General features: G+C 62.5%; 22 protein-coding genes. 18 read left to right on the top strand and 4 right to left on the bottom strand.

Annotation, left to right across the window (positions count from 1 at the left end; all coding sequences use genetic code 11):
* Nucleotides 1-38: 38 nt before the first annotated feature.
* Nucleotides 39-545 carry a nitroreductase family protein gene (locus ACTQZK_RS04075; protein WP_225749611.1) on the top strand — a complete coding sequence of 169 codons (507 nt, stop codon included), beginning with the start codon at nucleotides 39-41 and terminating at the stop codon, nucleotides 543-545.
* A 139-nt stretch (nucleotides 546-684) separates the two neighbouring features.
* Here the strand turns inward: ACTQZK_RS04075 and ACTQZK_RS04070 are convergent, their stop codons facing one another.
* The 3 genes from ACTQZK_RS04070 to ACTQZK_RS04060 all read right to left on the bottom strand — a co-directional run bounded on the left by ACTQZK_RS04070 (nucleotide 685) and on the right by ACTQZK_RS04060 (nucleotide 3,388).
* On the bottom strand, nucleotides 685-1,206 hold the full coding sequence (locus tag ACTQZK_RS04070; RefSeq protein ID WP_441898566.1) for a gamma carbonic anhydrase family protein: 522 nt from the start codon (nucleotides 1,204-1,206) through the stop codon (nucleotides 685-687).
* A 78-nt stretch (nucleotides 1,207-1,284) separates the two neighbouring features.
* Nucleotides 1,285-2,247, bottom strand: coding sequence for an aminopeptidase (locus tag ACTQZK_RS04065; protein WP_418830854.1), 963 nt, complete (start codon nucleotides 2,245-2,247; stop codon nucleotides 1,285-1,287).
* A gap of 175 nt (nucleotides 2,248-2,422) precedes the next feature.
* A complete protein-coding gene (locus ACTQZK_RS04060; protein ID WP_216529158.1) occupies nucleotides 2,423-3,388 on the bottom strand; it encodes a DUF1177 domain-containing protein in 966 nt (321 codons plus the stop codon).
* A gap of 496 nt (nucleotides 3,389-3,884) precedes the next feature.
* Here ACTQZK_RS04060 and ACTQZK_RS04055 point away from each other — a divergent pair, with 496 nt between their 5' ends.
* The 14 genes from ACTQZK_RS04055 to ACTQZK_RS03990 all read left to right on the top strand — a co-directional run bounded on the left by ACTQZK_RS04055 (nucleotide 3,885) and on the right by ACTQZK_RS03990 (nucleotide 19,630).
* Nucleotides 3,885-5,003, top strand: a complete 1,119-nt coding sequence (locus ACTQZK_RS04055) for a DUF917 domain-containing protein (protein WP_216529159.1) — start codon at nucleotides 3,885-3,887, stop codon at nucleotides 5,001-5,003.
* A complete protein-coding gene (locus ACTQZK_RS04050; protein WP_441898564.1) occupies nucleotides 5,003-6,583 on the top strand; it encodes a hydantoinase/oxoprolinase N-terminal domain-containing protein in 1,581 nt (526 codons plus the stop codon). The genes ACTQZK_RS04055 and ACTQZK_RS04050 overlap by 1 nt, the downstream gene beginning before the upstream one ends.
* A gap of 1,309 nt (nucleotides 6,584-7,892) precedes the next feature.
* Nucleotides 7,893-9,185, top strand: a complete 1,293-nt coding sequence (locus ACTQZK_RS04045) for an MFS transporter (RefSeq protein ID WP_114566684.1) — start codon at nucleotides 7,893-7,895, stop codon at nucleotides 9,183-9,185.
* Nucleotides 9,186-9,349: 164 nt separating this feature from the next.
* Nucleotides 9,350-10,624, top strand: a complete 1,275-nt coding sequence (locus ACTQZK_RS04040; protein WP_114566683.1) for a CaiB/BaiF CoA transferase family protein — start codon at nucleotides 9,350-9,352, stop codon at nucleotides 10,622-10,624.
* A 123-nt stretch (nucleotides 10,625-10,747) separates the two neighbouring features.
* Nucleotides 10,748-11,905: an acyl-CoA dehydrogenase family protein gene (locus ACTQZK_RS04035; RefSeq protein ID WP_114566682.1), complete on the top strand. Its 1,158-nt coding sequence runs from the start codon at nucleotides 10,748-10,750 to the stop codon at nucleotides 11,903-11,905.
* Between the two features lie 50 nt (nucleotides 11,906-11,955).
* Nucleotides 11,956-13,503 carry a class I adenylate-forming enzyme family protein gene (locus ACTQZK_RS04030; protein WP_418830848.1) on the top strand — a complete coding sequence of 516 codons (1,548 nt, stop codon included), beginning with the start codon at nucleotides 11,956-11,958 and terminating at the stop codon, nucleotides 13,501-13,503.
* An 82-nt stretch (nucleotides 13,504-13,585) separates the two neighbouring features.
* Complete coding sequence (locus tag ACTQZK_RS04025) at nucleotides 13,586-14,047, top strand: MaoC/PaaZ C-terminal domain-containing protein (protein ID WP_114566680.1); 462 nt, start codon at nucleotides 13,586-13,588, stop codon at nucleotides 14,045-14,047.
* A gap of 30 nt (nucleotides 14,048-14,077) precedes the next feature.
* Nucleotides 14,078-14,617 carry a MaoC family dehydratase gene (locus ACTQZK_RS04020; protein ID WP_114566679.1) on the top strand — a complete coding sequence of 180 codons (540 nt, stop codon included), beginning with the start codon at nucleotides 14,078-14,080 and terminating at the stop codon, nucleotides 14,615-14,617.
* A gap of 182 nt (nucleotides 14,618-14,799) precedes the next feature.
* Nucleotides 14,800-15,558 carry an electron transfer flavoprotein gene (locus tag ACTQZK_RS04015; RefSeq protein WP_216529164.1) on the top strand — a complete coding sequence of 253 codons (759 nt, stop codon included), beginning with the start codon at nucleotides 14,800-14,802 and terminating at the stop codon, nucleotides 15,556-15,558.
* Nucleotides 15,559-15,575: 17 nt separating this feature from the next.
* Nucleotides 15,576-16,463 (top strand): electron transfer flavoprotein subunit alpha/FixB family protein, encoded by an 888-nt coding sequence (locus ACTQZK_RS04010; RefSeq protein ID WP_225749600.1) that lies wholly within the window; start codon nucleotides 15,576-15,578, stop codon nucleotides 16,461-16,463.
* Nucleotides 16,464-16,527: 64 nt separating this feature from the next.
* Complete coding sequence (locus ACTQZK_RS04005; RefSeq protein ID WP_441898560.1) at nucleotides 16,528-17,823, top strand: FAD-dependent oxidoreductase; 1,296 nt, start codon at nucleotides 16,528-16,530, stop codon at nucleotides 17,821-17,823.
* Nucleotides 17,820-18,119 (top strand): ferredoxin family protein, encoded by a 300-nt coding sequence (locus ACTQZK_RS04000; protein ID WP_441898558.1) that lies wholly within the window; start codon nucleotides 17,820-17,822, stop codon nucleotides 18,117-18,119. Before ACTQZK_RS04005 ends, ACTQZK_RS04000 begins: the two co-directional genes overlap by 4 nt.
* A gap of 82 nt (nucleotides 18,120-18,201) precedes the next feature.
* Entirely contained in the window at nucleotides 18,202-18,639 is a 438-nt protein-coding gene (locus tag ACTQZK_RS03995) for a MarR family winged helix-turn-helix transcriptional regulator (protein WP_181792544.1), read from the top strand.
* A gap of 163 nt (nucleotides 18,640-18,802) precedes the next feature.
* On the top strand, nucleotides 18,803-19,630 hold the full coding sequence (locus ACTQZK_RS03990) for a nitrilase-related carbon-nitrogen hydrolase (protein WP_114566673.1): 828 nt from the start codon (nucleotides 18,803-18,805) through the stop codon (nucleotides 19,628-19,630).
* A 252-nt stretch (nucleotides 19,631-19,882) separates the two neighbouring features.
* Here the strand turns inward: ACTQZK_RS03990 and ACTQZK_RS03985 are convergent, their stop codons facing one another.
* Nucleotides 19,883-21,229: a purine-cytosine permease family protein gene (locus tag ACTQZK_RS03985; protein ID WP_216529168.1), complete on the bottom strand. Its 1,347-nt coding sequence runs from the start codon at nucleotides 21,227-21,229 to the stop codon at nucleotides 19,883-19,885.
* 479 nt (nucleotides 21,230-21,708) lie between these two features.
* Between ACTQZK_RS03985 and ACTQZK_RS03980 the strand changes: the two genes are divergently transcribed.
* Genes ACTQZK_RS03980 through rsgA form a run of 3 tightly spaced genes read left to right on the top strand, consistent with a single transcriptional unit; the run spans nucleotide 21,709 to nucleotide 24,886 of the window.
* Nucleotides 21,709-23,229, top strand: coding sequence for a TrkH family potassium uptake protein (locus ACTQZK_RS03980; RefSeq protein WP_114566663.1), 1,521 nt, complete (start codon nucleotides 21,709-21,711; stop codon nucleotides 23,227-23,229).
* Between the two features lie 38 nt (nucleotides 23,230-23,267).
* A complete protein-coding gene (locus ACTQZK_RS03975; protein ID WP_441898555.1) occupies nucleotides 23,268-23,840 on the top strand; it encodes a hydrolase in 573 nt (190 codons plus the stop codon).
* 53 nt (nucleotides 23,841-23,893) lie between these two features.
* Nucleotides 23,894-24,886 (top strand): ribosome small subunit-dependent GTPase A, encoded by a 993-nt coding sequence (gene rsgA, locus ACTQZK_RS03970; protein WP_114566662.1) that lies wholly within the window; start codon nucleotides 23,894-23,896, stop codon nucleotides 24,884-24,886.
* Nucleotides 24,887-25,236: the final 350 nt, after the last annotated feature.

Below are 25,236 nucleotides of genomic sequence, written 5' to 3'. Positions count from 1 at the left end.
GCAGAAACGATCAGCGATTCCTGGAAAGGGAGGCTCTTATGGTTGAAGCGATTTACAAGCGAGCGAGCGTTCGCGCATTTACGGACGAAGCGGTGACCGACGATCAGGTGCGGGCGGCCCTGCGTGCTGCCATGGCCGCTCCCTCGGGCGGAAACCAGCAGCCTTGGGAGTTTTTCGTGGTGCGAGATGCCGAGCATCGTTCTCGGTTGTCCCAGGTCACGAAGTATGCGAAGCCGGCTGACGCGGCGCCGTGCGTCATTGTTGCCTGCATGCGCACCGAAGGCTTGCGCTTCCCTAACCTGGCTGTGCAGGACATGGGCGCCGCGGTTGAGAATTTGCTGCTTGCTGTGGCCGACATGGATCTAGGAGCGGTATGGATGGGTATTGCGCCTGATGAAGAGCCCATGAAGGCTGTTGCGGACATCGTGGGCGCACCGGAGGGCATTCAGCCGTTTGCCCTTGTTGCGCTGGGGCATCCTGCGGCACCGCCCACAGCGAAGGGGGCCGACCGTTACGAGGAGTCTCGCGTTCACTGGTTGAGCTAGCGCCGTCGCACGGTGCTGCAGTCGGTCGAGGAGCGGGAGGGCGAGGGCGAAGGATCGGCCTTCCGCTCCTCGACCGACTGTTCCTCGACCCTGGTTGCTTGTCCCGTTCGGCTGCGCGGCCGAACGGGACTGCAGCGGTTTATTCCACCACGCGCGAGCGCGCGTATTCCTGCGCATCTGCGATGTACGCCTCTTGCGAGTGGGCTACGTTGCGCGCCGCCGCCTCGGCATCGAGCGTGCGCACCACTTTGCCGGGAACGCCCACTACCAAAGAGCACGGTGGGATAACCTGACGTTCTTTCACAAGCGCGCCGGCTGCGATCATCGATCCCGCCCCGATAACGGCGCCGTTCAGCACCGTTGCGTGCATGCCCACGGTCACGTCGTTTTCGATGACGGCGCCGTGAACCACGGCATTGTGTCCCACCGAAACGCGTTCTCCCAGCACGATGGGGCAGTCGTGGTCGCTGTGCAGCGTGGCGTTGTCCTGCACGTTGCTGTTCTTCCCGATGCGGATAGGAGCAACCTCGCCGCGAATCGCCGCACCGAACCACACCGAGCTTCCTTCGCCGAGCGTCACGTCTCCGCAGATCGCAGCGTTCGGCGCGATGTAGGCGGCTTGGCTTACGTCAGGGGCCATCCCCTTGAATTCAACGAGCATGTACGGTTCCTTTCGCCAGACGGATGTCTCCGGTTTGCCGCATTGTCCCGAAACCGCGCCCGACGGGCATCGCAAGAATCAGATGATTTCGCAGAATTCGCCGTCGCGGATGACGCACTCGTCGTCCAGGTACAGAGTCGGGCGAAGCACGATGCCGTCGTAATGGCAGTCTGCCTTGGTCACGCCGCCAAACGATGCGTTCGTGCCGAATGCGACGTGCACGGTGCCGTACAGCTTTTCATCCTCCAGAATGATGCCGCAGAGTTTGGCGCGCTCGTTCGTGCCAATGCCCAGCTCGGCGATGGTGCCGTTCTCCGGGCGCGCGAACAGGATGCTCAGTTGCTCGGCGTAGGCGCCGTTTGCGTCGCCGCCTTCCGCCTGCACCAACCGCCCGTTCTCCAGGGTCACCACCAGCGGTTCGGCCAGCGTGCCGATGCCCACCATCGACCCGTCGATAACCACGCTGCCGTTTGCGCCTCCTTCGAGCGGCGCGATGTACGCCTCGCCGGAGGGGAAGTTGCCGCTTGCGCCCGGCGTGCGGTACACGCCGGGGCTGGCTACGCCGTTGCGCCCGTTCAGGTCCATGGTCAGAACGTGTCCGTCCTTCTCGATGCGCGCCGTTTTCGCATGCGTCAACCGTTTGGTCAGCGCCATCGTCCGACGCTCCACTTCAGCGTAGTCGGCGCATGCGGCCCCGTCGCGCAGCATGTCCATGGTAACGCCGGGCATGGTTACCACGCGCGTTCCTGCGGCAGCGGCTTCGATGCGCGCCGTGGTGTGGGTGATCGACTTCGCGGTGGGGCACAGCGCCACGTCCGCCGTCTTCATTGCCGCGGCCACGGCAACGGGCGGCTCTTCGCCGGTCACGCGTCCTTCGGGCATCACCATGAGCAGCGCGCGGCGGTCGAGCGCGCGGGCGGCGTCGTAGAACAGCTGCCCCACCTCGCGCGTGGGGTCGTCGGTCACCACCAGCAGCGTTTCGTCCTCGCCCAGCGCGAGGTTCGTCGAAAGTATGGTTTGTGCGCGTTCTTGCAGGTTCATAAGCAGCCTTTCGAGTTGATGCGTCTCTGTTCGTTCGCATCTTCGCCCGAAACGTACGGTTTGACGCCTGAAAGCGTACGTTTCGGGCGAAGATGCTTGCAAGCGGCGATGCCCGCGAAGCGACTTTGCTCGAAAGCGCTGTCGTTCGCGGGCATCCGTTTTAGCTGCAGCGAGTTTACGCCTGCGGGTCTACGGCAGGCAGCGCGCCCATTCCCTGCAGGTGCGCCATCGATCCGTAGCGTTCTACGAACCGGGCGTACTCGTCGGCGTCGTAGAAGGAGCATTTGCCCGCGCCGAAGGCCTTGGCCGCCTCGATCATGAACGAACCCGCTTCGTCCAGATCGGTCAGGTGCGTGGCCCCGGTCGCGCAACCGGGCACCGCCGTTTCGGTGGTGATGGCAACGCCTACGACGGGCGCATCGGTTGCCGTGCACGGCTGCAGGATGGAGTTCAGGTGGTACAGCCCGTTGCCGTACGGCGTGATGTCGGCCATGGTCAGCGGGAACGTGCGGGCGCGTCGTCCGGTTGCTATCTCGACAAGCGACACCAGATCTTCGCTTACGCGCAGGATGCAACCCTGCTTGACGGTGGGGGAGATCATGAACCCGCGATCGTTCATGATGCGGTTGCCCTTCGTGGTGTCCACCACCAGCACGGCGTCCAGCGCGTCGGCGCCGCCCACTTCCTCGCGGTTGACGTCGGCGGTTGCCACGGGCGAGCCCATGAACGCCACCGGCTCGTGCGGGAACGTGGGAGCATGCGGGCACACGTGGGTCGATACGAACACGTCGCCGGGCAGCACGTCGCCGCGCGCATGCATGGACAGCAGCTTCGCCGCGCAGGCCAGCGCCGTCAGCGCGCCGTCGCCGTCCGACACGAAGCCGATGCGCTCCGGTCGCGCGCCCAGCCCGCCCAGGCGGCCCAGCAGTCCGATGGTGGGGGCGTCGCCGCCCGCGGCGCGTCCCTGCGAGCCCGGAATGCGCACGCGTACCATGTCGGTTGCGCCTTTGGGGCCTTCCAGCACGTAGGTTTCCGCATCGCAAGCGGGATCGATGCTGCGCAGGTACTCGACGGCGGCTTGCCCGCTTGCGGCAGGCGAGTCCAGTATGTCGTAGAGCTCTATCAGCTGCTTCAGGATCATGGCGTCTCCTTGTTTTCTTGGTCTGGCAAACTGTGGTGCATACCGATTGGCGTTGGCTGCGCGTCAATCGGTACTGTTTCCTGCGGCCGCCGTCCGGCGCGGTCGTCGCCGGGGCCCTGTTAGGTCTGGTTGTTGGTGTGTGGGCACGATGCCGCACAGCAGCCGTGACGAGCCCTCGATTCCCTTTGAGCTGGCGGTATCGCGCTTGTGGGCTGCGCAAGAACGGTGTACTCGAAGTTGCATGCAGCAAGTATGGAAGCAATGCGGGCAACTTGCAAGGAGCTGGCCGAAAATGGAAGCACAAAAGCAAACCCGGGCCAAACCGGGGAGGCCATCGCCGTGCGCGAAACCCTAGCATGAAGCGCAAAACGCAGCTTGTTCGGGTGCTTTGTTGGGCACTTTGCAAGTTCGACGCGTTCGTTGCCGGCTTGCTCTATTACAATCCGAATGACAGACTGGTCATGTCAACGCTACGCGGAGAAAGGGCTCACGCACCATGAGAAGGAAGATCGGCATCAAAGAGATCGAGGACATGGCGCTTGGCGCAACCGTCCTTGGCGCTGGCGGGGGCGGCGACCCCTATGTTGGCAAGCTTATGGCCATCGAAGCTATCAAGAAGTACGGCGAGGTGGAGCTTATCTCGCCTGACGAGGTTCCCGATGACGCAGTGGTGTGCGTTTCGCAGATGATGGGCGCGCCCACCATCATGGTGGAGAAGATTTGCAGCGGCGCCGAGCCCATGGCCACCTACGACGAGCTGGTCAACGAGCTGGGGCAAGAGCCCTACGCCATCTACGCCGTCGAAGCGGGCGGCGTGAACTCGACCATCCCGTTCATCCTGGGCGCGACGCGTCAGATTCCCGTGGTGGACTGCGACCTCATGGGGCGCGCGTTTCCCGAACTGCAAATGACCACGCTGGGCATCAACGGCGTGAAAGGCCAGCCGGCGGTGCTCGCTGACGAGAAGGGCAACACCGTTACGGTGCGCGGCATCGACGATCGCTGGCTCGAGCGCATCGCGCGCCAGGCCACGTCGGTTATGGGCGGCTACACCATCTTGGCCTCGTACCCGTGCACGGGCAAGCAGCTCAAAGACTTCTGCATTCCCGACACCCCCACGCTGTGCGAGGAAATCGGCCGCACCATGCGCGAAGCGCGCGAGCAGCACGCCGATCCCATCGACGCCGTGTTGCGCGTGACCAAGGGCTTCCGCCTGTTCCGCGGCAAAGTGGTGGATGTGGAGCGCAAGACCGACGGCATGTTCGTGCGCGGGCGCGCCATCGTGGACGGCCTGGACGAGGACAAGGGCAGCCAGCTGATCATCGAGTTCCAAAACGAGAACCTTATTGCGTTGCGCGACGGCCAGCCGGTCACCACGTCGCCCGACCTTATCATGTCGCTGGACATGGAGTCCGGTGCGCCCGTTACCACGGAAGGCCTCAAGTACGGCGCTCGCGTGGTTGTGGTGGGCATGCCGTGCGCTCCGCAGTGGCGCACGCCTGAAGGCCTGGCCGTAGTGGGCCCGCGCGCGTTCGGCTACGACATCGACTACGTGCCGCTTGAGGAGCGCGTAGCGGCGGCTCAGGCGACGAAAATCCAGGGGGTGCAGGCATAATGGCAGGTCAGTTGCGCACGTGGCGCTTGGGCATCGACGTCGGCGGCACGAACACCGACGCGGTTATCATCGACGGCGACCTGAAGCTGGTCGCCGCCACCAAAAGTCCCACCACCGAAGACGTCATGAGCGGCATCGTTGCGGCCATGCACGAAGTGATCTCGCAGGTTGGCATGGAGGCCGCTCAGAACATCGGCTTCGCCATGCTGGGCACCACGCATTGCACGAACGCCATCGTCGAGCGCAAGCGCCTCAACAAGGTTGCCGCTTTGCGCGTGGGTGCGCCGGCCACCACGGCCATCAGCTGCATGGCCGACTGGCCCGACGAGCTGAAGAGCGCCATGCGCGTGCGCGACTTCTTGGTGCACGGCGGCAACGAGTTCGACGGTCGCGAGATCAGCCCCCTCAACGAGGACCAGATTCGCGAGGTTGCGCGCGTCGTCCGCGAAGAAGGCTTCGAGTCCGTTGCGGTGACCAGCGTGTTCTCTCCCGTTTCCGACGCGCACGAGAAGCGTGCCGCGGCGGTGCTGCGCGAGGAGCTGGGCGAGGAATTCCCCGTTACGCTGTCTTCCGAAATCGGATCGCTCGGCTTCTTGGAGCGCGAGAACGCGTCCATCCTGAACGCCGCGCTCTACGACGTGGCGCGCACGACGGCCGACAGCTTCGAGGCCGCGCTGGCTTCCGAGGGCTTGGCCGACGTGGCGGTGTACCTGGGGCAGAACGACGGCACGCTCATGTCCGTGGACTACGCCAAGCGCTATCCCATCTTCACGATTGCCTGCGGTCCTACGAACTCCATTCGCGGCGCATCCTTCCTGACGCAGGAGAAGGACGCCGTAGTGGTGGACATCGGCGGTACCACCACCGATGTGGGCGTGCTGGCACATGGCTTCCCCCGCGAAAGCATGGTGGCCGTGGAGATTGGCGACGTGCGCACGAACTTCCGCATGCCCGACCTGGTGTCCGTGGGCTTGGGCGGCGGCTCGCTGGTGCGACAGCTGGACGACGGCCGCGTGACCGTGGGCCCCGACAGCGTGGGCTACAAGGTGACGCGCGAAGCGCTGTGCTTCGGCGGGCAGACGCTGACCGCTACCGACATCGTGGTGGCCAAGGGGCTGGCTGATGGCGTGGGCGACCCTGCGAAGGTGGCGCATTTGGATGCCGCGTTGGTGGATGCGGCGTACGTGGAGATCAAGCGCATCATCGAAGACGCCGTGGACGCCATGAAGACCTCTACCGGCGACGTGACCGTCATCCTGGTGGGCGGCGGCTCCATTCTTTCGCCCGAAGAGCTTGAGGGCGCGGGCCAGGTGCTGCGCCCGGAGAACTTCGGTGTGGCGAATGCCGTGGGCTCGGCCATCGCGCAGGTGTCCGGCCAGATAGCCAAGGTGTTCTCGCTGTCCGAAACGCCGCGTGACCAGGCGATTGCCGAATCGAAGCAGCGCGCATGCGACGAAGCCATCGAGGCGGGCGCCAACCCCAGCACCGTGGAAGTGGTCGACGTGGAGGACATCCCCATGGCGTATCTGGGCGATGCGCTGTGCATCCGCGTGAAGGCTGTCGGCGATTTGATGCTGTAGGCTCTTTTCATATCGAAGAAGGCTTCGCCGCCTGTGCGCGGAGCCTTCTCAAACGCAGGGGCGGGACCGGTGGCGCATCGGCCCCGCCCCTGCGTTTATCGACGCTTGCACTGCGGCGCCGGCCAAGGAGCTCGTCTGAAGCGACAGCCCGGCCAGCCTCGTCGGCCTTGCCGGTCGCACGCTAGAGACGATTTGGCCGCAGGGCTTTTCAATTCTGTCAAAACGGACGAGTTTTGCGGGGATTTTTCGCCTCTTGCAGGCAGGTTGCCAAGGGGCGTTTTTCATCATGCCTGGTCAGAGCGCTGCTTGCTGTATTTATCCTGATTTGAGGACCAGCAAAACTCGTTCGTTTTGACAGAACCTCGACGAAGCGGCGCAAGCAGGGAGAATCGGAGCCGGGTCAAAGGGCGCATCGGCCCCGCCCCTGCGTTTATCGCCCGTTCCCGCACCCTGCATCCTGCCGATACTTTAGTTACTACATATTTTTAAGAACATAAAATTCTGCGTTGACGTATTATGTGTCGGAAGATACTATATGACCCATCGATCGAGGCAACGGGCCTCGACTCTGGGCAACGTTCTAGGGGACTGATATGTTTGTTCTTGATGTCAAGTCGCATATCAAGCGTAACCATCGCTTACGGCAAGCCAAGATGGGCATGCTCATGAGCAAATGGGCCTGGAACCGTAAAGGTTGCCCCCGACAGTTCAAAGCGTTCTTCTCGCGTTTCACGCTTCCGAAGGAAACCGCTTTGTTCGCTCCGCTTCTGCAAACCCATCGCGTTTCTTGCTCGTCCGCTAACTACGGCGAAGCATCCGCAACGAAACTCTTCATTTTTATAGCTTGAGAAGGCATGCCTTGGTCGCGTGCGCCCTTGCAGGGCCCCGGCCATGTTGTATTCGGACTGCCTAGAGAAAGGGGTTGAAGGCATGGCGTAGCAGCGCCACACCTTCCCGGAGACGAACCGGCTTACCCCCCTGACCGATCCAAGCCATAGGAATCGATACCGCAAAGTATAGACGAAACTTGTTCAGATGCCGCCGTTTTCGGCGACTGGCAGGTCACTTCGCGTGTTTTGACCATCCTACTCATAGTCAGGGACCTCAGCCATACGCTCCTGGAAGGCCGGCCACCGTGCATGGGGCATGTCACGGTGTCGTCTGCGCATCAAGCTTCGCATCGAGCGATCCTTCGAAACCGCATCGACGTGCAGCTTTATTCGCAGAGTGGAAAACGTACTACAACGTTGGAAGCAATTGTTGGACACGAACCCGGAGGGGGACGCGTCCGCACAACAGGAGGTAATCGATGGCTACCAATACAGCCAAGAAAAAGGGGATTCACTTCGCATGGTTCGTCCTCGTCGGCGTTTTGCTGATGATGGGTCTGTGCCGTGGCGGCATCAACAGCGGCATGGGCCTGTTCTTCCAGCCCATCAGCGCTGATATGCATATCGGCGTGGGCGAAGTGGCGATGATGTCGTCCATTTCCGCTCTCGTCACCATGTTCTGGAGCCCGTTCGCGGGTCGTTTGCTCGACAAGTTCGACATCCGCATCGTCACCATCGTGGGCGTTATCGTGCAGGCGGGCTGCTTCGCGGCGTTGTCCCTGGTCGACGCCGTGTGGGGCTTCTATGCACTGGCCGCGCTCATGGCGTTCGGCTCGGTGTTCGTGACCCAGCTGGTGGGCCCGATGATGATCAACCGTTGGTTCAAGGACAAGAACGGCCTGGCCATGGGCATCATGATGAGCTTCGTTGCCATCTGCTCCGCCGTCCTTTCGCCGGTCGTTTCCTCCATCATCGCTTCGTCCGGTTGGCGCATGGGCTACATCGTGCTGGGCGTGCTTGCCCTGGTTGTTGTCATCCCGGCTGCGCTGTTCTTGTTCCGCACTCCCGAGCAGAAGAACACGCTGCCCCTGGGCGCTACCGAAGAGGATGCGAAGGCTCAGGCTGCCGACCCGGCTGCCGCTGCTGCTGCCGCCAAGAACCTGCCTGGTTTGACCTCGAAGGAAGCCCTGAAGACCCCGACGTTCTGGTTCTTCTTCATCTTCATGGTGCTGCTCACCGGCACGCTGGCGTTCGCCTCCATCGTTCCCACGCTTGCCATTGAGGCCGGCTTCGACACCGTGACCAGCGGCTTCGCCATGACGGCGTACATGATCGGCACGGCTATCGCTGCTATCGTGTTCGGTACGATCTCCGACAAGCTGGGCCCCCTGAAGGCTACGATGGTTGCGTGCGCCTGCGGCATCATCGCGCTGGTCGGCTTGATCTTCTTCCGCACGAACCTGTACATGTTCTTCGGCTCGCTGTTCTTCTACGGCTGCCTGTCCGCCACCCTGGGCGTTATCGGCCCGCTGGTTCTGGGCACGCTGTTCGGTCAGAAAGAGTTCGGCTCCATCTACGGCATCGTCATGATGGCCACGGGCATCGGCTCCATGATCCTGATCCCGGCGTACGGCTTCATCTACGACGCCACGGGCAGCTTCACTCCGGCCCTCATCATGATCCTTGGCTTCATCGTTGTCTGCGCCATCTCCATGATCATGGCTTTCAAGACCGGCAAGAAGGTCCAGGCCATGTGGATGCCGAAGGCGTAACCGCATCGCCCCTGCGGTGCTGGATCCGGGCGCGCGATCCGGCACCGCACATCCGAAGCGCGCCACCACCCTTTGGTTTCTGCGGGGCATTGCCCCGTGCATGACGACCCCGAACGGTCGGGGTATCGCCGAAACATCCATCCTGAGAAAGAGGAGGAAGCATCATGGCTCTGAAACTACTGGAAGGCATGAAGGTTATCGAGATCGCCGCGTTCATGGCAGCTCCCATGGGCGGCCGCATCCTGGGCGAGTGGGGTGCCGACGTCATCAAGGTTGAGCCGCCCACTGGCGACAGCAACCGCGGTATCGGTCTTGCACGTCATATTTACAACGGCGACCAGGCTGGTTGGGACTCCATCAACGCCAGCAAGCGCTGCATCACGCTGGACACCCGCAACCCCGAGGGTCTGGCCATCCTGAAGGAAATGCTGAAGGACTGCGACGTGTTCCTGTCGCACCTGCGCCCGAAGGACTCCAAGAAGCTCGGTCTTGACTACGAGAGCCTGTCGGCCATCAACCCGAAGATCATCTGCGGTTCCACCTCGGGCTACGGCACCAAGGGCGAGTGGGCTCCGCGCGGCGGCTTCGATGCTGCTTCGTACGCGGCGCGCGCTGGCTACGACCTGGACTGCCCCATCAAGGGCGACAACCCCATGATCCCGTACTTTGGCTTCGGCGACATCCCCACGGGCACCTACCTGGCGATGGCCGTGCTGGCTGCGTACGTCGAGCAGCAGCGCACGGGCAAGGGCCAGGACGTCAACGTGGCGCTCATGCATGCCGGCATGTGGAGCGTGGGCGTGCCCATCGTGACCGCTGCCTACGGCGACGAGTATCCCACGGATCCGAACTCGGTGCTGCCGCTGGCTCGTCCGTACATGTGCTCCGACGAGAAGGCCATCGCGCTCATGGGCCTGCAGTGGCACAACTCCTGGCCGGAGTTCGTGCATGCGTTCGGCATGGACGAGGGCTACATCGCCAAGTGGCCTGACTACCAGACCGCGCTTGCCGCTTCCGCCGAGATCACCCCGATCATCACCGAGGTTCTTGCCGGCGTGACGCGCGACGAGGCTATCGAAAAGCTCATGACCACCGACATCCCGTTCGACCTGTGCCAGCACTTCTCCGACCTGCAGGACGACCAGCAGGCTTGGGACGCCGGCTTCTTCCAGGGCATCGACTATCCCTCCGGCAAGCACATCGGCATCGTCAAGGCTCCCGCCATCTTCTCTTCGGGCGAGGCTGAGTTCGTGGCCAGCGGCTATCCGGGCGAGTTCACCCGCGAAGTCCTCAAGGAGTACGGCTTCGACGACGCCAAGATCGACGACCTGCGCGAGCGCGGCATCGTGACCGAAGAGGACCAGTGGAACAAAGACCAGTACAACATGGAGAAGATGATGGCTGCCGCCGCTGCCGCCAAGAAGAAGGCCGCTGAATAGCAGCAAAGCAAGAACGATCGGCGGCTGCACGCCGGTTCGAAGAAATACCGTTTCCGATCCGTGCGGGGGTGCGCTCCCCGCGCCCCCGCACGGAGCAACAACACGCCCAAGGAGGCACCACCAATGATCGATTTTTCCAAGACCGAGGAGCAGGAACTGCTTCTTGAGAGCATCAAGGAGCTTCTCGAGCGCGAGTTCCCGCCCGAGAAGGAGCGCGAGTGCTACCGCAACGCCGAGTTCCCCTGGGACGCCTGGAAGGCCATGGCTGAGGCTGGCTTTACGGGTCTTGGTCTGCCCGAGGAGGTTGGCGGCACTGATGTCGACCTGATGACGGTTGCTCTGGCCAACTTCACCATCGCTCGCTACGGCGGCCCGCTGTCCGCGTTCTACTCCATGGGCATGCCCACGATGTTCGATGTGTGCGCCTTCGGAACGCCCGAGCAGATCGAGAAGTACGTCAAGCCCTACATCGAGGGCGGCGCCCCCTTGGCTCTGGGCATCTCCGAGCCTTCGACGGGTTCCGACGTTGCCGGCATGCAGACGTCCTACACGTGGGACGGCGACACCGCGGTCATCAACGGCGGCAAGCACTACACCACGTGCGGCATGGAGGCTCCGGCCATCATCGTTATCGCCAAGGACCCCACCGTGGACAACGTGCACCGCGGCGCTACGATGTTCCTGGTCGACCGCGACACTCCGGGCGTGACCATCAACAAGCTTCCGAAGATGGGCCACGAGGATGCTCCCACCAGCATCTGCGAAGTGTTCCTGAACGATGTGCGCCTGCCTCGCTCCGCCATCTTGGGTCAGGAGCACAACGGCTTCATGCAGACCATGCACAACTTCACCCGCGAGCGCATCGCCAACGTGTCCGGCGTTATCGCTACGGCTGTGAACGCGTTCGAGGACGCTTGCGCCTACGCTAACCAGCGCGAGCAGTTCGGTCAGCAGATCGGTCGTTACCAGCTGGTGCAGGAAATGGTCATGAACATGGCCTGCAAGATCGAGAACATGATGAACATGCTGTACAAGCTGTGCTGGAAGGCCGACAACGGCGAAGACGTGCGCATCCTGGCCGGCATGGCGAAGTACTACTGCTCCAAGACCACTTGCGAAGTGGTTGACGACGCCGTGCAGATCCTGGCCGGCATCGGCGTGGTGGGCGACCATCGCGTGGGCCGCTACTACGTCGACATCCGCAGCTGCCGCATCGCGGGCGGTTCCGATCAGGTTATGGTGTTCAACACCGCTCCGCAAATTCTCAAGCAGTACCGCTAATCTGATAGTCGCATTGCAGGAGGGTACGGTTCGAAGGGGGGTTGACGTTTATGAGCTCACGGCATGAAGGCATTCCGCAGAAGTCCATCGATCTTGCCCAGCAGCTTAGAAGGCTTGCTGAAGCATGGGGAGATGAGACGGCGCTGGTCGAAGTCGCCAACAACGGATCCGAGCGCAGCATGTCGCGCAAAGAGTTGTTCGAGGCGGTGGAGAAGGTGGCCAGCCACCTGCATGCCCAGGGCGTGGCCGAAGGAGACTTCGTAGCTGTTGCCTTGCCTAACTGCCTCGAGCATGCGGTGGTCACCATCGCGGCTTGGCAGCTGGGAGCCTGCTGTGTGTTCATGCCCCCCAAGGGAACCGCTTCTGAAAAGCGCGATCTGCTTGGTTTGATCGACTGCCGTCTTCTTGTGTCGGACTGGGATTTCGAAGGATCTCACGGTGCGGCTACGCGAGAGGACGTGCGTGAATGGATGGCCGGAGACTTCCCGGAGGGTTCCGAAAACCTGCCCTTTTTCGCCTGCACGCCGATGCGCGCGGTGGCAACGGGCGGGTCGTCCGGGAAGCCGAAGCTGGTGGTGCAGGGGATCAAACCCGCGTACTGCGGTGCCGACCTGGAAAGCTGGACGGCTATGACCGGCCAGATTGCATGGGGTCGACAGCTGGTGCCGGGTGCGTTGTTCCACAACCTGTACAACAACACCACCTACATTGGCTTGTTCTTCGGGCAGACCGTGTACTTGATGGAGCGGTTCAACGCTGCACGTGCGCTTGAACTGATTGAGAAGCACCAGATCGATTGCATTGGTTTGGTGCCCACCATGATGGAGCGCATGATGGCCGAGCCGTCGTTTACGACGCGCAACCTGAGCAGCTTGAAGGCGGTGTTCCACAGCGGCGGGCCTTGCCCGGACCGCGTGAAGCTTGGCTGGATCGATCGTTTGGGCGCGGATCGCGTGTACGAAATGTACGCGGCAACCGAGATGGTGGGTTCCGCCGTCATTCGAGGCGACGAGTGGCTTGAACATCGCGGCAGCGTGGGACGACCCGTGGGGTGCGCGTTCCAGATCAGGAGCGAGGAGGGCGAGGTCCTGCCGGCTGGACAGGTTGGCGAGATCTTTGGCAAGCCGGTTCCTGGCCTGATAACGCATTACGTGGGGGCGCCGTCCATAGCGGCCGATGATGAGGGCTACTGCAGCGTGGGGGACATGGGCTGGCTTGATGCCGACGGCTATCTGTACATATCCGACCGCCGGGTGGACATGATCGTCACCGGCGGGAAGAACGTGTACACGGCCGAGGTGGAGAACGCCCTGTTCGATTACCCGGGCATTCAAGATGCCGTGGTGATCGGCATTCCCGATGAGGAGTGGGGTCGGCGCGTGCATGCCATCCTGGAGCTTGAAGCGGGAATGGATGCATCGTCGATATCGTTCGATGACTTGAGCGCGTTTCTTCGTACGAAGATCAGCGGGTACAAGTGCCCGAAGACGTTCGAGATCATCGAGTGCATGCCCCGCACCGATTTCGGCAAGATTAGAAGAAAAGAGCTCATTGAGCAGCGCCTGCAAGGGCTGTCCGAGCATGAGCCTTGCGCATAAGCGCGAACAACGGTATTACCCCGCCGCCGCCGACGGCGGGCATTCGATACAAAGAAGCACTACCTATTAAGGAGGAGTCAGAATGCTGCAAGCACCGATGTACTTCGAGGACGTTGAGGTTGGTTACAAGTTCCAGTCTCCCGGTGGCCGCACCATCACCAACGCTGAAGTGGTGAACTTCGCGCAGATCACGGGCGACTACAACCTGGTCCACTTGGACAAGGAGTTTGCTAAGACCGGCATGTACGGCAAGAACGTTGCTCACGGCGCGCTCACGCTGACGCTGGTGGGCGGCATGCTCAAGCGCACGGAGTTCTGGACGGCCACGGCCGAGACTCTGGGCGATCTGACGGGCTTCAAGCATGTGAAGTTCTTCAACCCGGTGTTCTTCAACGACACGATTCACCTGGAGTGCGAGATCGTGGGCAAAGAGGACAACGGCGACGGCACGGGCACCATCGAGATCTCCATCCTGGGCATCAACCAGGAAGGCACGACCTGCCTCGACAACGTGCGCTACTACTCCATCGCCAAGAAGAACTAACACAAGCAACCATTTGAGGAGGATCTCATTATGAACGAGCAACTGCAGGCAGCTTTCGACGCCAAGTTCAAGGACACCTGGTTCTTCGAGGACGTGCCCCTGAACCACAAGACGCCGGCTACCACGGGTCGCACCATCACCGAGGCTGACATCCTGAACTTCGCCGGCATCTCCGGCGAGTGGGCTCCCATTCACATGGACCTCGAGTACTGCAAGGCCCATGGCCATGACACCGTGCTGGCTCAGCACATGCTGATCTACACGTTCACGCCCTCCATCAACCCCTCCGATCCCATGATGGCCAAGATGAACAACTCCATTCTTGCCACCAAGGGCACGAAGAACTGGAAGTTCCTGAAGATGCCGGCCGTGGGCGACACCGTCTACACCACGTCCGAGATTGTTGCGAAGGACGACAACAAGCCCGAGCGCGGCGTCATCATCATCCAGATGTCGATGATCGACCAGAACGGCGACGTTCTCCAGACCGGCGAGTATCACCTGGTCCTGGCCAAGAAGATCTTCTTCGAGAAGCAGTTCGAGGAAGCCGCTGCCAAGCATCAGCAGTAACAGCAACGCTGCGCACCGTGGCCGACCTTCCCGGCCGGCCACGGTATCGCCTGCGGACATGGACGCTTGGTCCAACCGCTGCGTATCGCCTAGCCGCTTTGTGCGGTACCCAACCGTTTGGTCGAAGCGTCCATGTCGCACGCGCGGCATGCTGACGATAAGTTAGAAAGGATAGTCATACCATGAACATCATCGTTCCCATCAAAGTTCTGGCCGACGATCAGGACATCGTCGTCGCTGCCGATAGGAGCCTGGACGACTCCAAGGCCCATCGCATCGTCTCCACCTACGACCTGAACGCGCTGGAGGCCGCGGCCCAGCTGGCCGCCGCGCACGACGGCTCGAAGGTGGTCGCCGTGTCGGTCGCCGACGCGAAGGCCGACGACTCGAAGCTGAAGAAGGGCATCCTGGCCCGCGGCGTCGACGAGCTGGCCATGGTCGCCGACGACGCCTGCGCCGACCTGGACGCGCACGCCACCGCCGCCATGCTCGCGAAGCTGGTCGGCGCGCAGGGCGGGTTCGACCTGGTCGTGTGCGGAGACGGCTCCGCCGACAACTACGCGCAGCAGGTCGACGTGCAGCTGGCCGACGCGCTGGGCCTGCCGGTCGTCACGGCGGTGTGCGCCATCTCCGTCGAGGGCGGCGTCGCGACGTGCGACCGCATGCTCGAGTCCCAGGTCCAGACCGTCCAGGTCGACCTGCCCGCCGTCGTGTCCGTCGTCCCCGACGTCGCGCTGCCGCGCATCCCGGGCATGAAGGACATCCTGGCCGCCGGCAAGAAGCCCTCCACGGTCGAAGCCGCCTCCGAGGCCGCCCCGGCCGTCGTCGAGATCGTCGAGACGAAGGCCCCCCAGCAGGCCGAGCGCAAGCTCGAGATCCTCGACGCCTCCGTCGACGGCGACATCGAAAAGTTCGCAGCCGCCCTCAAAGCGGCCCTGTAGGAAAGGTTGGTGCAGCAATGAAAGCACTCGTTATAGCCGAAACCCCGCTCGCCGCGCGCGCCCTGTGCGCGGGCGCCCGCACGATGGCCGACGAGGTCGTCCTGGTAGCCCCCGGCGTCGAGCCGACGACCGGCGTCGCCGACAAGGTCGTCCACGTCGACGTCCCCGCCGGCTCCGCGATCGACGACGCGTACGCGACCGTGAACGCGATCGCCGACGCCGAGGCCCCGTCCGTGGCGCTGGTCGAGCCCACGCGCCGCTGCAAGGTGCTCGCGGGCCGCTTGGCCGCGCACGCCGGGACCGCCGCCGTCACCGACGTCATCGAGTTCGCCGACGGCCTGGCCACCACCATGTACTTCGGCGGCGTGGGTCAGCGCAAGAGCAAGCCGGCCGGCAGCCTGGCCGTCTACACGGTGGGCGCGGGCGTGTTCGACGAGTCCGCCGCCACGGGCACCGACGCCGTCGAGGAGGCAGCGTTTGAGGCCCCCGAGCGCGCCCTGCGCGTCACGGGCGAGAAGGACCTGCCCGCCAGCGACGTTGACCTGCCTGCCGCCGACGTGGTCGTGGCCGGCGGCCGCGGCTTCGCCGAGGAGGCCGACCTCGAGCTCATGCGCGCCCTGGCCGCCAAGATCGGGGGCGAGTGCGGATGCTCGCGCCCCTTGGCCGAGGGCGTAGACTGGATGCCGAAGGAAGCCTACATCGGCGTGTCCGGCGTGATGCTGGCGCCGAAGGTGTACGTGGGCGTGGGCATTTCTGGTCAGATGCAGCACATGGTGGGCGTGAACCGCGCCGGAACCATGTTCGCCATCAACAAGGACAAGAACGCTCCCATCTTCAAGCAGTGCGATTACGGCATCGTGGGCGACCTCAAAACGGTCCTCCCCGCGCTGGCGGCAGCCCTGTAGGGAGCCGGCGCGAAAGGGGCTGCGGGAAGCGGCCCCTTCACCCCGATACGAGAAAGGATAGGACATGGCTGATTTCGACGCGATCGTCGTCGGGTCCGGCTGCGCTGGGGCCGTGGCGGCCTACGAGCTGGCGCGCGCCGGCAAGTCGGTCCTCGTGGTCGAGCGCGGCAGCTTCGCCGGCGCCAAGAACATGACGGGCGGGCGGATCTACTCGCATTCGCTCAAGAAGGTGTTCCCGGACTTCGAGCAGGAGGCGCCCCTCGAGCGCAAGATCACCCACGAGCGCATGGCGTTCATGGACCCCGCGGCGCAGCTGGCGGTGGACTTCGCCAGCCCGGAGCTGGCCGAGGAGGGCAAGGACTCCTACAGCGTCCTGCGCGGGCCGTTCGACCAGTGGCTGGCCTCCAAGGCCGAGGACGCGGGCGCCGAGTACATCTGCGGCATCGCCGTGGAGGAGCTCTTGAAGGACGGCTCCGGCAAGGTCTGCGGCGTGCGCGCGGGCGAGGACGAGATCACCGCCGAGGTGGTCGTCCTGGCCGAGGGCTGCAACACCGTGCTCGCCGAGCGCTGCCTGGGCAACCCCCGCCCCAAGGCCTCCCAGATGGCCGTGGGCATCAAGCAGGTGCTCGAGCTGCCGGCCTCCCAGATCGAGGACCGCTTCCTCGTGCCCGAGGGCGAGGGCGCGGCGATGCTGTTCGTGGGCGACTGCACGCACGGAAACGTGGGCGGCGGCTTCCTGTACACCAACAAGGACTCGATCTCGCTCGGCCTCGTGGCCACCATCTCCACCGCGGCCGACGCGTCGAACCCGTACCCGGTGTACCAGATGTTCGAGGACTTCAAGAGCCACCCGGCCGTGGCGCCCATCATCCGCGGCGCGAAGCTGGTCGAGCACTCCGGCCACATGGTGCCCGAGGGCGGCTACGACATGATCCCGAAGTACGTCTTCGACGGCTGCCTGGTGGCCGGCGAGACGGCGGGTTTGTGCATGAACATGGGCTACCAGGTGCGCGGCATGGACTTCGCCGTGGCATCGGGCCAGATGGCGGGGCAGGCGGCCGTCAAGGCGCTGGACGCGGGCGACACGAGCGCGGCGGGCCTGGCTTCGTACAAGCAGGCCATGGAGGGCTCGTTCGTCATCAAGGACCTCGAGACCTTCCGCAAGTGGCCCCACGTCATGGAGGGCTGGGACCGCATGTTCGGCGAGTACCCCGCCATGGTGAGGGAGATCTTCAACGCCATGTTCAGCGTGGACGGCGCACCGCAGAAGCCGCTCGTGAAGCGCATGATGCCCATCGTGAAGAAGCGCGGGCTGTTCAAGCTCGCTCGCGAAGTGAGAGGAGCGACGAAGGCCCTATGAGTGCTATTGCTGACATCACCGTCAACGTCGACGAGTTCCTTGCCCTCGACAAGTACGAGGTGGACGAGGAGAGCGCCCACATCGAGCTGGTGGACGACCCGGACGACGAGGAGTTCCTCAAGCTGGTGCGCGTGTGCCCGGCGGCCCTCTACAAGGTCGACGAGTCGGGCGCGAAGTCGTTCGACTACGCCGGCTGCCTGGAGTGCGGCACCTGCCGCATAGCCTGCGAGGGCACCATCGTCAAGAAGTGGGACAACCCCCAGCCCACGATGGGCGTGGAGTACCGCTTCGGCTAGGATTCCGCTATCCTAGACAGAGTATGTGGATTCGAGCAAGCGAAAGGCCCCGATGAAGGCTTCCCTTCAAGAAATAGCGATCGTGACCGAACTTTTCCGGTTGGTGAAAGAGGTCAACCGGACGTGTTCGCAGCCGTATATGGCGCGCATGGGCCTTTCGCAACTCGAAGCCGATGTCCTGATGGTTTTGTCAGGCCATCAGAAGAAAGGCGAGACGATCCGTCCCGGGTCGCTCGCCCGATTGCTCCGCATGCCCGCCAGTTCGCTGTCGCAAGCGCTCAAGCCGCTTGAAGACAAAGGGTACGTGAAGCGGGAACGGCTGCGCGATGATGCGAGAACCGTGTCGATCGAGCTGACGGAGCGTGGATGGGAGCTGGCAGAAGGGTGCCAGTACGAGATGCACGCGCTTATCACGGAATTCTGCAACACGATTGGCGTGGACGAGATCGAGGATCTTATGGCGTCGCTCGACAAGGTGTTGGAATTCGCGAATTCGTACGGCCGTCCAACGCGCGTTTGACGGTCTGTTCCGAGCTTTTTGCTGATAACGCGGCGCGTTTGCTGCGGCTTTCGCCCTGCTGCGTCCATCTTCCCGACATTCGGCTGCTTGTTCTTTGGCGTTCTGCGTTCGTCATGAGATAATGCCGTCAAGACGAAATCTGCACCCAATAAAGGAGTTGTTCATGACCGAAGCGAAGCGCACGGCGCGTTTGGCGCTCGTCCAGTTTGAAAGCGCCCTGTGCGATCCGGCCGCCAATACCGAAAAAGCTTGCCGCATGATAGCCGAGGCTGGGGCACAAGGCGCCGACCTGGTGATTTTCCCCGAGTTGTTCTCTACGGGGTACCAGCTGAACATCGTGGGACCTCGCATTGTCGAACTCGCCGAACCGGTGGAAGGCCCTACGGTTACGGCTTTGTGCGAAGCTGCTCGCGCTGCGAATTGCTACGTGGTTGCCGGTCTTGCGCTGACGTACGATTTGACCGGCGTGGTGTACAACAGCTCCGTGTTCATTGACCGCGGCGGCAACCTCATGGGTACGTACGACAAGCAGCACCTGTGGGCTTTGGAGCGCTTCTACTTCCGCTCCGGCTGCGACTGCCCGGTGTTCGAGACTGATTTCGGGCGCGTCGGCGTGATGATCTGCTACGACATGGGCTACCCGGAGGTGGCGCGCATGTTGACCTTGCAAGGCGCCGACCTGGTGGTGTGCCCCAGTGCGTGGTGCGCCGAGGACATGGACGTGTGGGACGTGAACGCCCCTGCCCGCGCATTGGAGAACACGGTGTTCTTGGCGGCTGTGAACCGCTTCGGCGAAGAGGACGGCTTGTCGATGCCCGGTCGTTCGCTGGTGTGCAACCCGCGCGGCCATGTGGTGGCGCAGCTGGAGGATCCTGCCGAAGGCGTGCTGTACGCGGATATCGATCTGAACGAGATCGACGGCTTCCGCGAGCGCAGCCCTTATCTGCGCGATCGCCGTCCCGACTTGTACGATTTGGTGCTGCTGCCGTAAGGGGAAGTCTGGTTGAACTGCGCTTTCGCTGGGCCTGCCGCTATCGCCGGCGTTTCCCATTGCGCCGAGAGCTAGCGCCGCCTGCATTGTCGCCCGAAACGTACGTTTTCAGCCCGAAAAACGTACGTTTCGGGCGACAATGTGCTTCCAGGCTGACTCGCGCAAGCAGGCTGATTTGCGCACAAACGAAAAGCCCCGCCGGCGCAGTGCGCGCGAGCGGGGCTTTCACCTGCAAGGAGCTATGCTCTTCGCTTACAGGACCTGATCCGTTTCCGCGAACGTGATCACGTCCTGCTTCTTGATGCTGGCGTAAGCCTTCATGATGGCCCAGTACAGCACACCGGCCAGAACAAGCGAGTTCAGGCCCGGAATGCCGATTGCCATGATGCTGGTGACTTCGCCCACGGCGAAGCCGGCGATCCAGCACACGATTGCGATGGGGTTCCAGTTCTCGACCTTCGCGGGCAGCTGGCCCTTGGCGCGCGACTCGTCGAGCGTCTTGCGGCTGCGGCGCAGCACGAAGTAGTCGATGACCATGATGCCGGCGACGGGCGGAATAGCCACGCCCAGCAGCACCAGGAAGTCGGTGAAGTAGTTGATGATGCCGATAACCGACAGCGCGGTGCCCACGATGCCCAGCATCCATACCAGCGCGTTGCGGCTGAGCTTCTTGTTGAACAGGGCGTTCAGCATGGTGGCCAGGCCCAAGCTGGACGAGTACAGGTTGATGTCGTTGAGCTTGACCGTAGAGGCCACAACGATGATGACGCCGATGATGCCCGAGGTGCCCATCATGATGTCGACGACGTTCTCGGTTCCCATGGCGTGCGCCAGCAGAACGGCCAGAAGGTTCATGCCCAGTTCGCCCACGAACGTGCCGATGAGCGTCATCCAGAACACCTGGTTGCCGTTCTTCAGGAAGCGCGCGTAGTCGGGGGTGCAGATGGCGCCTGCAATGAAGCCGCCCGCAACCATGGTGGTGGCGGCGCCCAGGGTAAGGGCCGGTCCCGGAGGCGCGGTGGTCAGAAGCTCGGTGAGCGAGTGGTTCTGCAGGATGATGGCTGCGGCCACAATGACCACGATCACGAACAAGGGCACGAATATAGCCGCGAAGTTCGCGATGGCCTTGATGCCGAACACGACCAGGAGCGTGATGCCCAGGCCGGTGACGATGGCCCAAATCGGGTACTCCATGCCGCCCAGGAAGTCGGTCAGCGTGACGATGCTGGCCATGCCTTCGCCGAACACGGAGTTCTGCACGCCGAACCAGCCGACCATCGAGATGGCCACAACGCCGCCGAACAGGGCAGAGCCGCCCTTGCCGAAGCCCGCCCAGCGCGAAAGCAAGCTGGTGGACAAGCCCTCGTGGGCAGCGGCGGTGCCAAGCGCCCAGCTGACTACCTGCAGCAGCACCGATCCCAGCATGGTTGCCAGGAACGCGTCCCAAAAGGTCAAGCCGAAGCCGAGTGCGGCTCCCAACATGAGCTGCGACACGCAGCAGATCGCGCCGATCCTGATGAAGAGAATCCGCCAAAACGGCTGTTTCGCTTCGTCAGGAACGCGCGACAACGAGTAGTCGATGTCTTCTTCCGTTGCCATTACTGTTCCTTTCCGTCCCGCGCGCTTTTGCGACGGGAAACCCCATGTCCGCACGAATGGTTGTAAATTTGTGCGGGCGATTAAAAGATTCGGAAATTATACCTTGACACCCCTTGCGCAAGCCCCGCAGGTGAAAAGTTTAACGATTAGGTGTCGATTTCTTTGCTGAACGCCCTTGCGAACGGGCTGCGAATATGCAAAGCTGGCGCTTCGGCGTCTTTTCTGGGTTGTGCGCTGTTGCCGAGCTGGCGTGTCGTGTTGCGCATATTTGTACTAGAATACCTGCATGCGCAAAAGAAAACAGGACATCCGCCAAGCTATCGAGACGCCAGCCCTGGGGTTCGGCGTTGTGATGTTGGCGTTGCTTTGCTTTTTGCTTGCGCTGTGGACGCTTATCATTGTCGTAAGGGTCGTGCTGGATTGATCGGCTTCGAGATAACACCGCGCGTCTGCGGAATAAAGCGAGGTTAGAGCGCACCATGTGGCAGCGGTTCACCTTATACGATGTCCGGGTCATCGGCCACTACCTGGGCGTGCTCGTGCTGTTCTCGTCCTTGGCGCTGCTGGTGCCGTTTGCGACGGCTCTTGCGTTTCAGGAATGGATTCCTGCGGCCAACTATCTGCTGACCATTGGCGTTTCTCTTATCATAGGGTCTGGCCTGCGCTTTTTGCGCATAGAGCCCGGACGGCTCAACCGCCAGCAAGCCCTTGTTGTCACCGGTCTGGCTTGGATCGTGCTGGCTATGGTTGCCACGATTCCCCTCCACCTGTCGGGCCACTACGAAACGTACCTTGACGCGTTGTTCGACGGCGTGTCGGGCATTACCACCACCGGCGCAAGCATCATCACCGATCTGGATCACCTGTCGAACGCCGACAACATGTGGCGCTTCATGATGCACCTGATCGGAGGCTTGGGACTCATCGTTGTGGCGTTGTCGTTCGGCCTGTTCGGCAAGCGCGCGGGTGCCAGCCTGTATATGTCCGAGGGCCGAAGCGAGCACGTGGTTCCCAACGTGGTCCAAACCACGCAGTTCATTGCGAAGATCGCCGTCGGCATCATCCTCATTGCAACGGTTATCTTGACGGGCATGTGCCTGTTCATAGGGATGGAGCCGTCGCGCGCGCTTTTGCAGTCGCTGTGGCTGTCGATTTCCGGCTTTATGACCGGCGGATTCGCGCCCATGAGCCAAAGCGTTATGTACTATCATTCCCTGCCCATCGAGCTGGTGCTCATGCTGCTTATGCTGCTGGGATCCATCAACTTCGTGCTTCATTCCGAGGTGTGGAAGGGCCATGTCGAAGTGTTCTTCAAAGACTTGGAAATTCGCACGATGGTTTTGTGGATTGCGGTCATGACCTGTGTTTTTGCAGCTTCGTTGAGCGCGAGCGCCGAGTTTTCCAACCTGCCGGCCATGCTGCGGCGCGGCTTGTTCACGGTGATCTCGGCCTTCTCGACTACGGGATTTCAGAACGTCACTACAAATCAGCTGACCACGGCCCTTTCGTCGGGCGCGTTTTTGGTGGTGGCCATTCTGATGGCCGTCGGAGGCAGCGGCGGGTCCACTTCGGGCGGTTTCAAGTTCAGCCGCATGGGCGTTATCATGAAATCGTTGGTGGCAACTATCAAGGAAGCACTTGCGCCCGACTCCGCGCGCGTGGTGGTTGACTACAATCACGTTGGTCGCCGCATTCTCTCGCCCGAAGTGGTGAAAGAGGCTATGACGGTGTTCGTGCTGTACGTGGTCACGTATGCGATTGGCTCGCTGGTGGGCATTGCCCATGGTTACGACGCGACGCAGGCTATTTTCGAATCGGTGGCTATGGCCAGCAACGGCGGCATTTCTTCGGGGCTTGCGGCTCCGGGTATGCCGGTCACCCTCGAGCTGTTCTACATCCTTCAAATGTGGGCCGGCCGTCTTGAGTTCGTGACGCTTCTGGCGCTTATCGTTGAAATTGTCGTGTCGCTTGATCCCCGAAGGTTGGTGCATCGGTCGTGAACGTGCCGTGGTGCAACAGGAAAAGAACGTGGTGGACGATGGCGGCGGTCTTGATGGCGTGCATTCTGATCGGGAGCTTTGCGTCGAGCGGTGCCGCTGCAACGGCGTATGCCGAAGAGGCCGAAGGCGGGAATGCGGTGAATCCGCAGCAGCTTCCCGATAGCTCGTTCATCTACGATACGTCCATTGCCGACTTGAGCGAGGCCGACGCGTATTACGATAACCAAACCGTGCAAGTAACGGGCGAGGCCATTGGCGATAGCATCAAAGAGGGCTTGGATGGAAGGCATCGCTGGATCACGCTTTCGTCGCCGGGCGATTCGGCAACCATTACGGTGTACATGTCGAGCGAGGCGGCGGCGAAAATAGACACGTTCGGCGCGTACGACAGAAAAGGCTCCATCGTGCAGGTGCGAGGAACGTTTCACCTGGTGTGCCCGGATCACGAGGGTCTGTCGGACTTGCATGCCGAAGTTGTGACCGTTATCGAGCCCGGCGAGCGAAAGCAGGATCCGTTCGTGTTCGGAACGTTCGTCCCCGGTATCGTGGCCGTGGCCATCGGCCTTGCCATGACGGGCGTATTCTATTGGTTGAGGGAGCGCCAGCGCTAGCGCTTTTTTGATGGTGAGGGTGCGGTTGTGCCGATTGGAGCAGAGGAGGACGCTTGCAAAGGGCCCAGGTAGTCAAGCTTGATCGTGGATATCCGCTTGTGCGATGCGACGATGGGACGCTTGTGCGATGCGAACATGCAACGGCGCTGGTCAAGGGCGAGGAAGTGCGCGCCGTGATCGGCGATTTCGTTGAAGTGGACGTGCCGGAGGGGCATGACAAGGGCATCATAGCCAGTATTCTTCCGCGCACGCGCGCGTTCGTGCGCAAAGATCCGACCGAACGGGCGCTTCCGCAGGTGCTTGCCGCGAACTTCGACCGCGTGTTCGTGGCGCAGCCCCTTGCCGACGTGAACGCTCGTCGGCTTGAGCGCGAGCTGGTGCTGGCTTACGAAACGGGTGCCTTGGTGACCGTTGTGCTGACTAAGGCGGATCTTGCCGAGGACGAAGCGCATGTGGCCGAGGTGCGCGATCGCGTGCGCGCGCTGGTGGGTCCCGACGTGCAGACGCTGGTGGTTTCCGAAAACGATCCCGTCAGTGTGGAGGCCGTGCGTGATCTGGTGCCCCGAAATACGACTGCCGTGCTGCTGGGAAAGAGCGGCGTGGGGAAGTCGAGTCTGGTGAACATGCTGGTGGGAAGCGATATTCAAGAAACGACGCCCGTGCGCGACGACGGGAAGGGCCGTCATACCACGGTGAGTCGCGAGATGGTCCCCATTCCCGGCGGCGGGTTCATGGTGGACATGCCCGGCGTGCGCGGCCTGGGCTTGTGGGAGGCCGATGCGGGCATCGGCGCCGCGTTCTCGGACGTGGAAGAGATTGCCGAGGGCTGCCGATTCCGCGATTGCCGCCATGTTGACGAGCCTGGGTGCGCCGTGCGTGCTGCGGTGGAGGCTGGCGAGATCAGCAAGGAGCGGTTCGCGTCCTATCGAGTGCTCAAGCAGGAAACCGCTGACCTGCGCGAACGTCGCGAGGAGGCTCGTCGCATGCGCGGCGAGAAGGCATCCGATCGCAAGGGCGGAAAGGGACGCGCGCGCAGGAAGCGGTAGCGTCGAGTGCCGCGTCTGCGGGTTGACTGCGCCGGTGGCCGCTGGAGGGGTTGCACGTGAGGGTCGGATGCGCCGACGAGCCGCCGACGGGGGGTCGCGCCTGGGCCGGCTGCACCGGCGGCCCGCCGCTGGCGCATCCGCGCACGAAAAACCGCCTTCGCTGGCAGGTTTTCACGTTTAGGGGTCGTTTTGCTTGGCCGGACGAGCGCCCTCGAAAGCGCGATGCGACACTCCAAAGCTGTGACCAGGCAAAACTAAACGCGGGCAGCGCCATGGCGAAGAGAGCGCTCAACATGACGACCTCAAACCGTCAAAACCTGCCAGCGAAGGCGGTTTTTCGTGCGCATGCT

Source organism: Paraeggerthella sp. LCP19S3_G8, from assembly GCF_052119225.1.
In the GTDB taxonomy this organism is placed as follows: domain Bacteria; phylum Actinomycetota; class Coriobacteriia; order Coriobacteriales; family Eggerthellaceae; genus Paraeggerthella; species Paraeggerthella hominis.
Note: the sequence above shows the minus strand (reverse complement) of the source record. Positions and strands in the feature narration are given on the sequence as shown.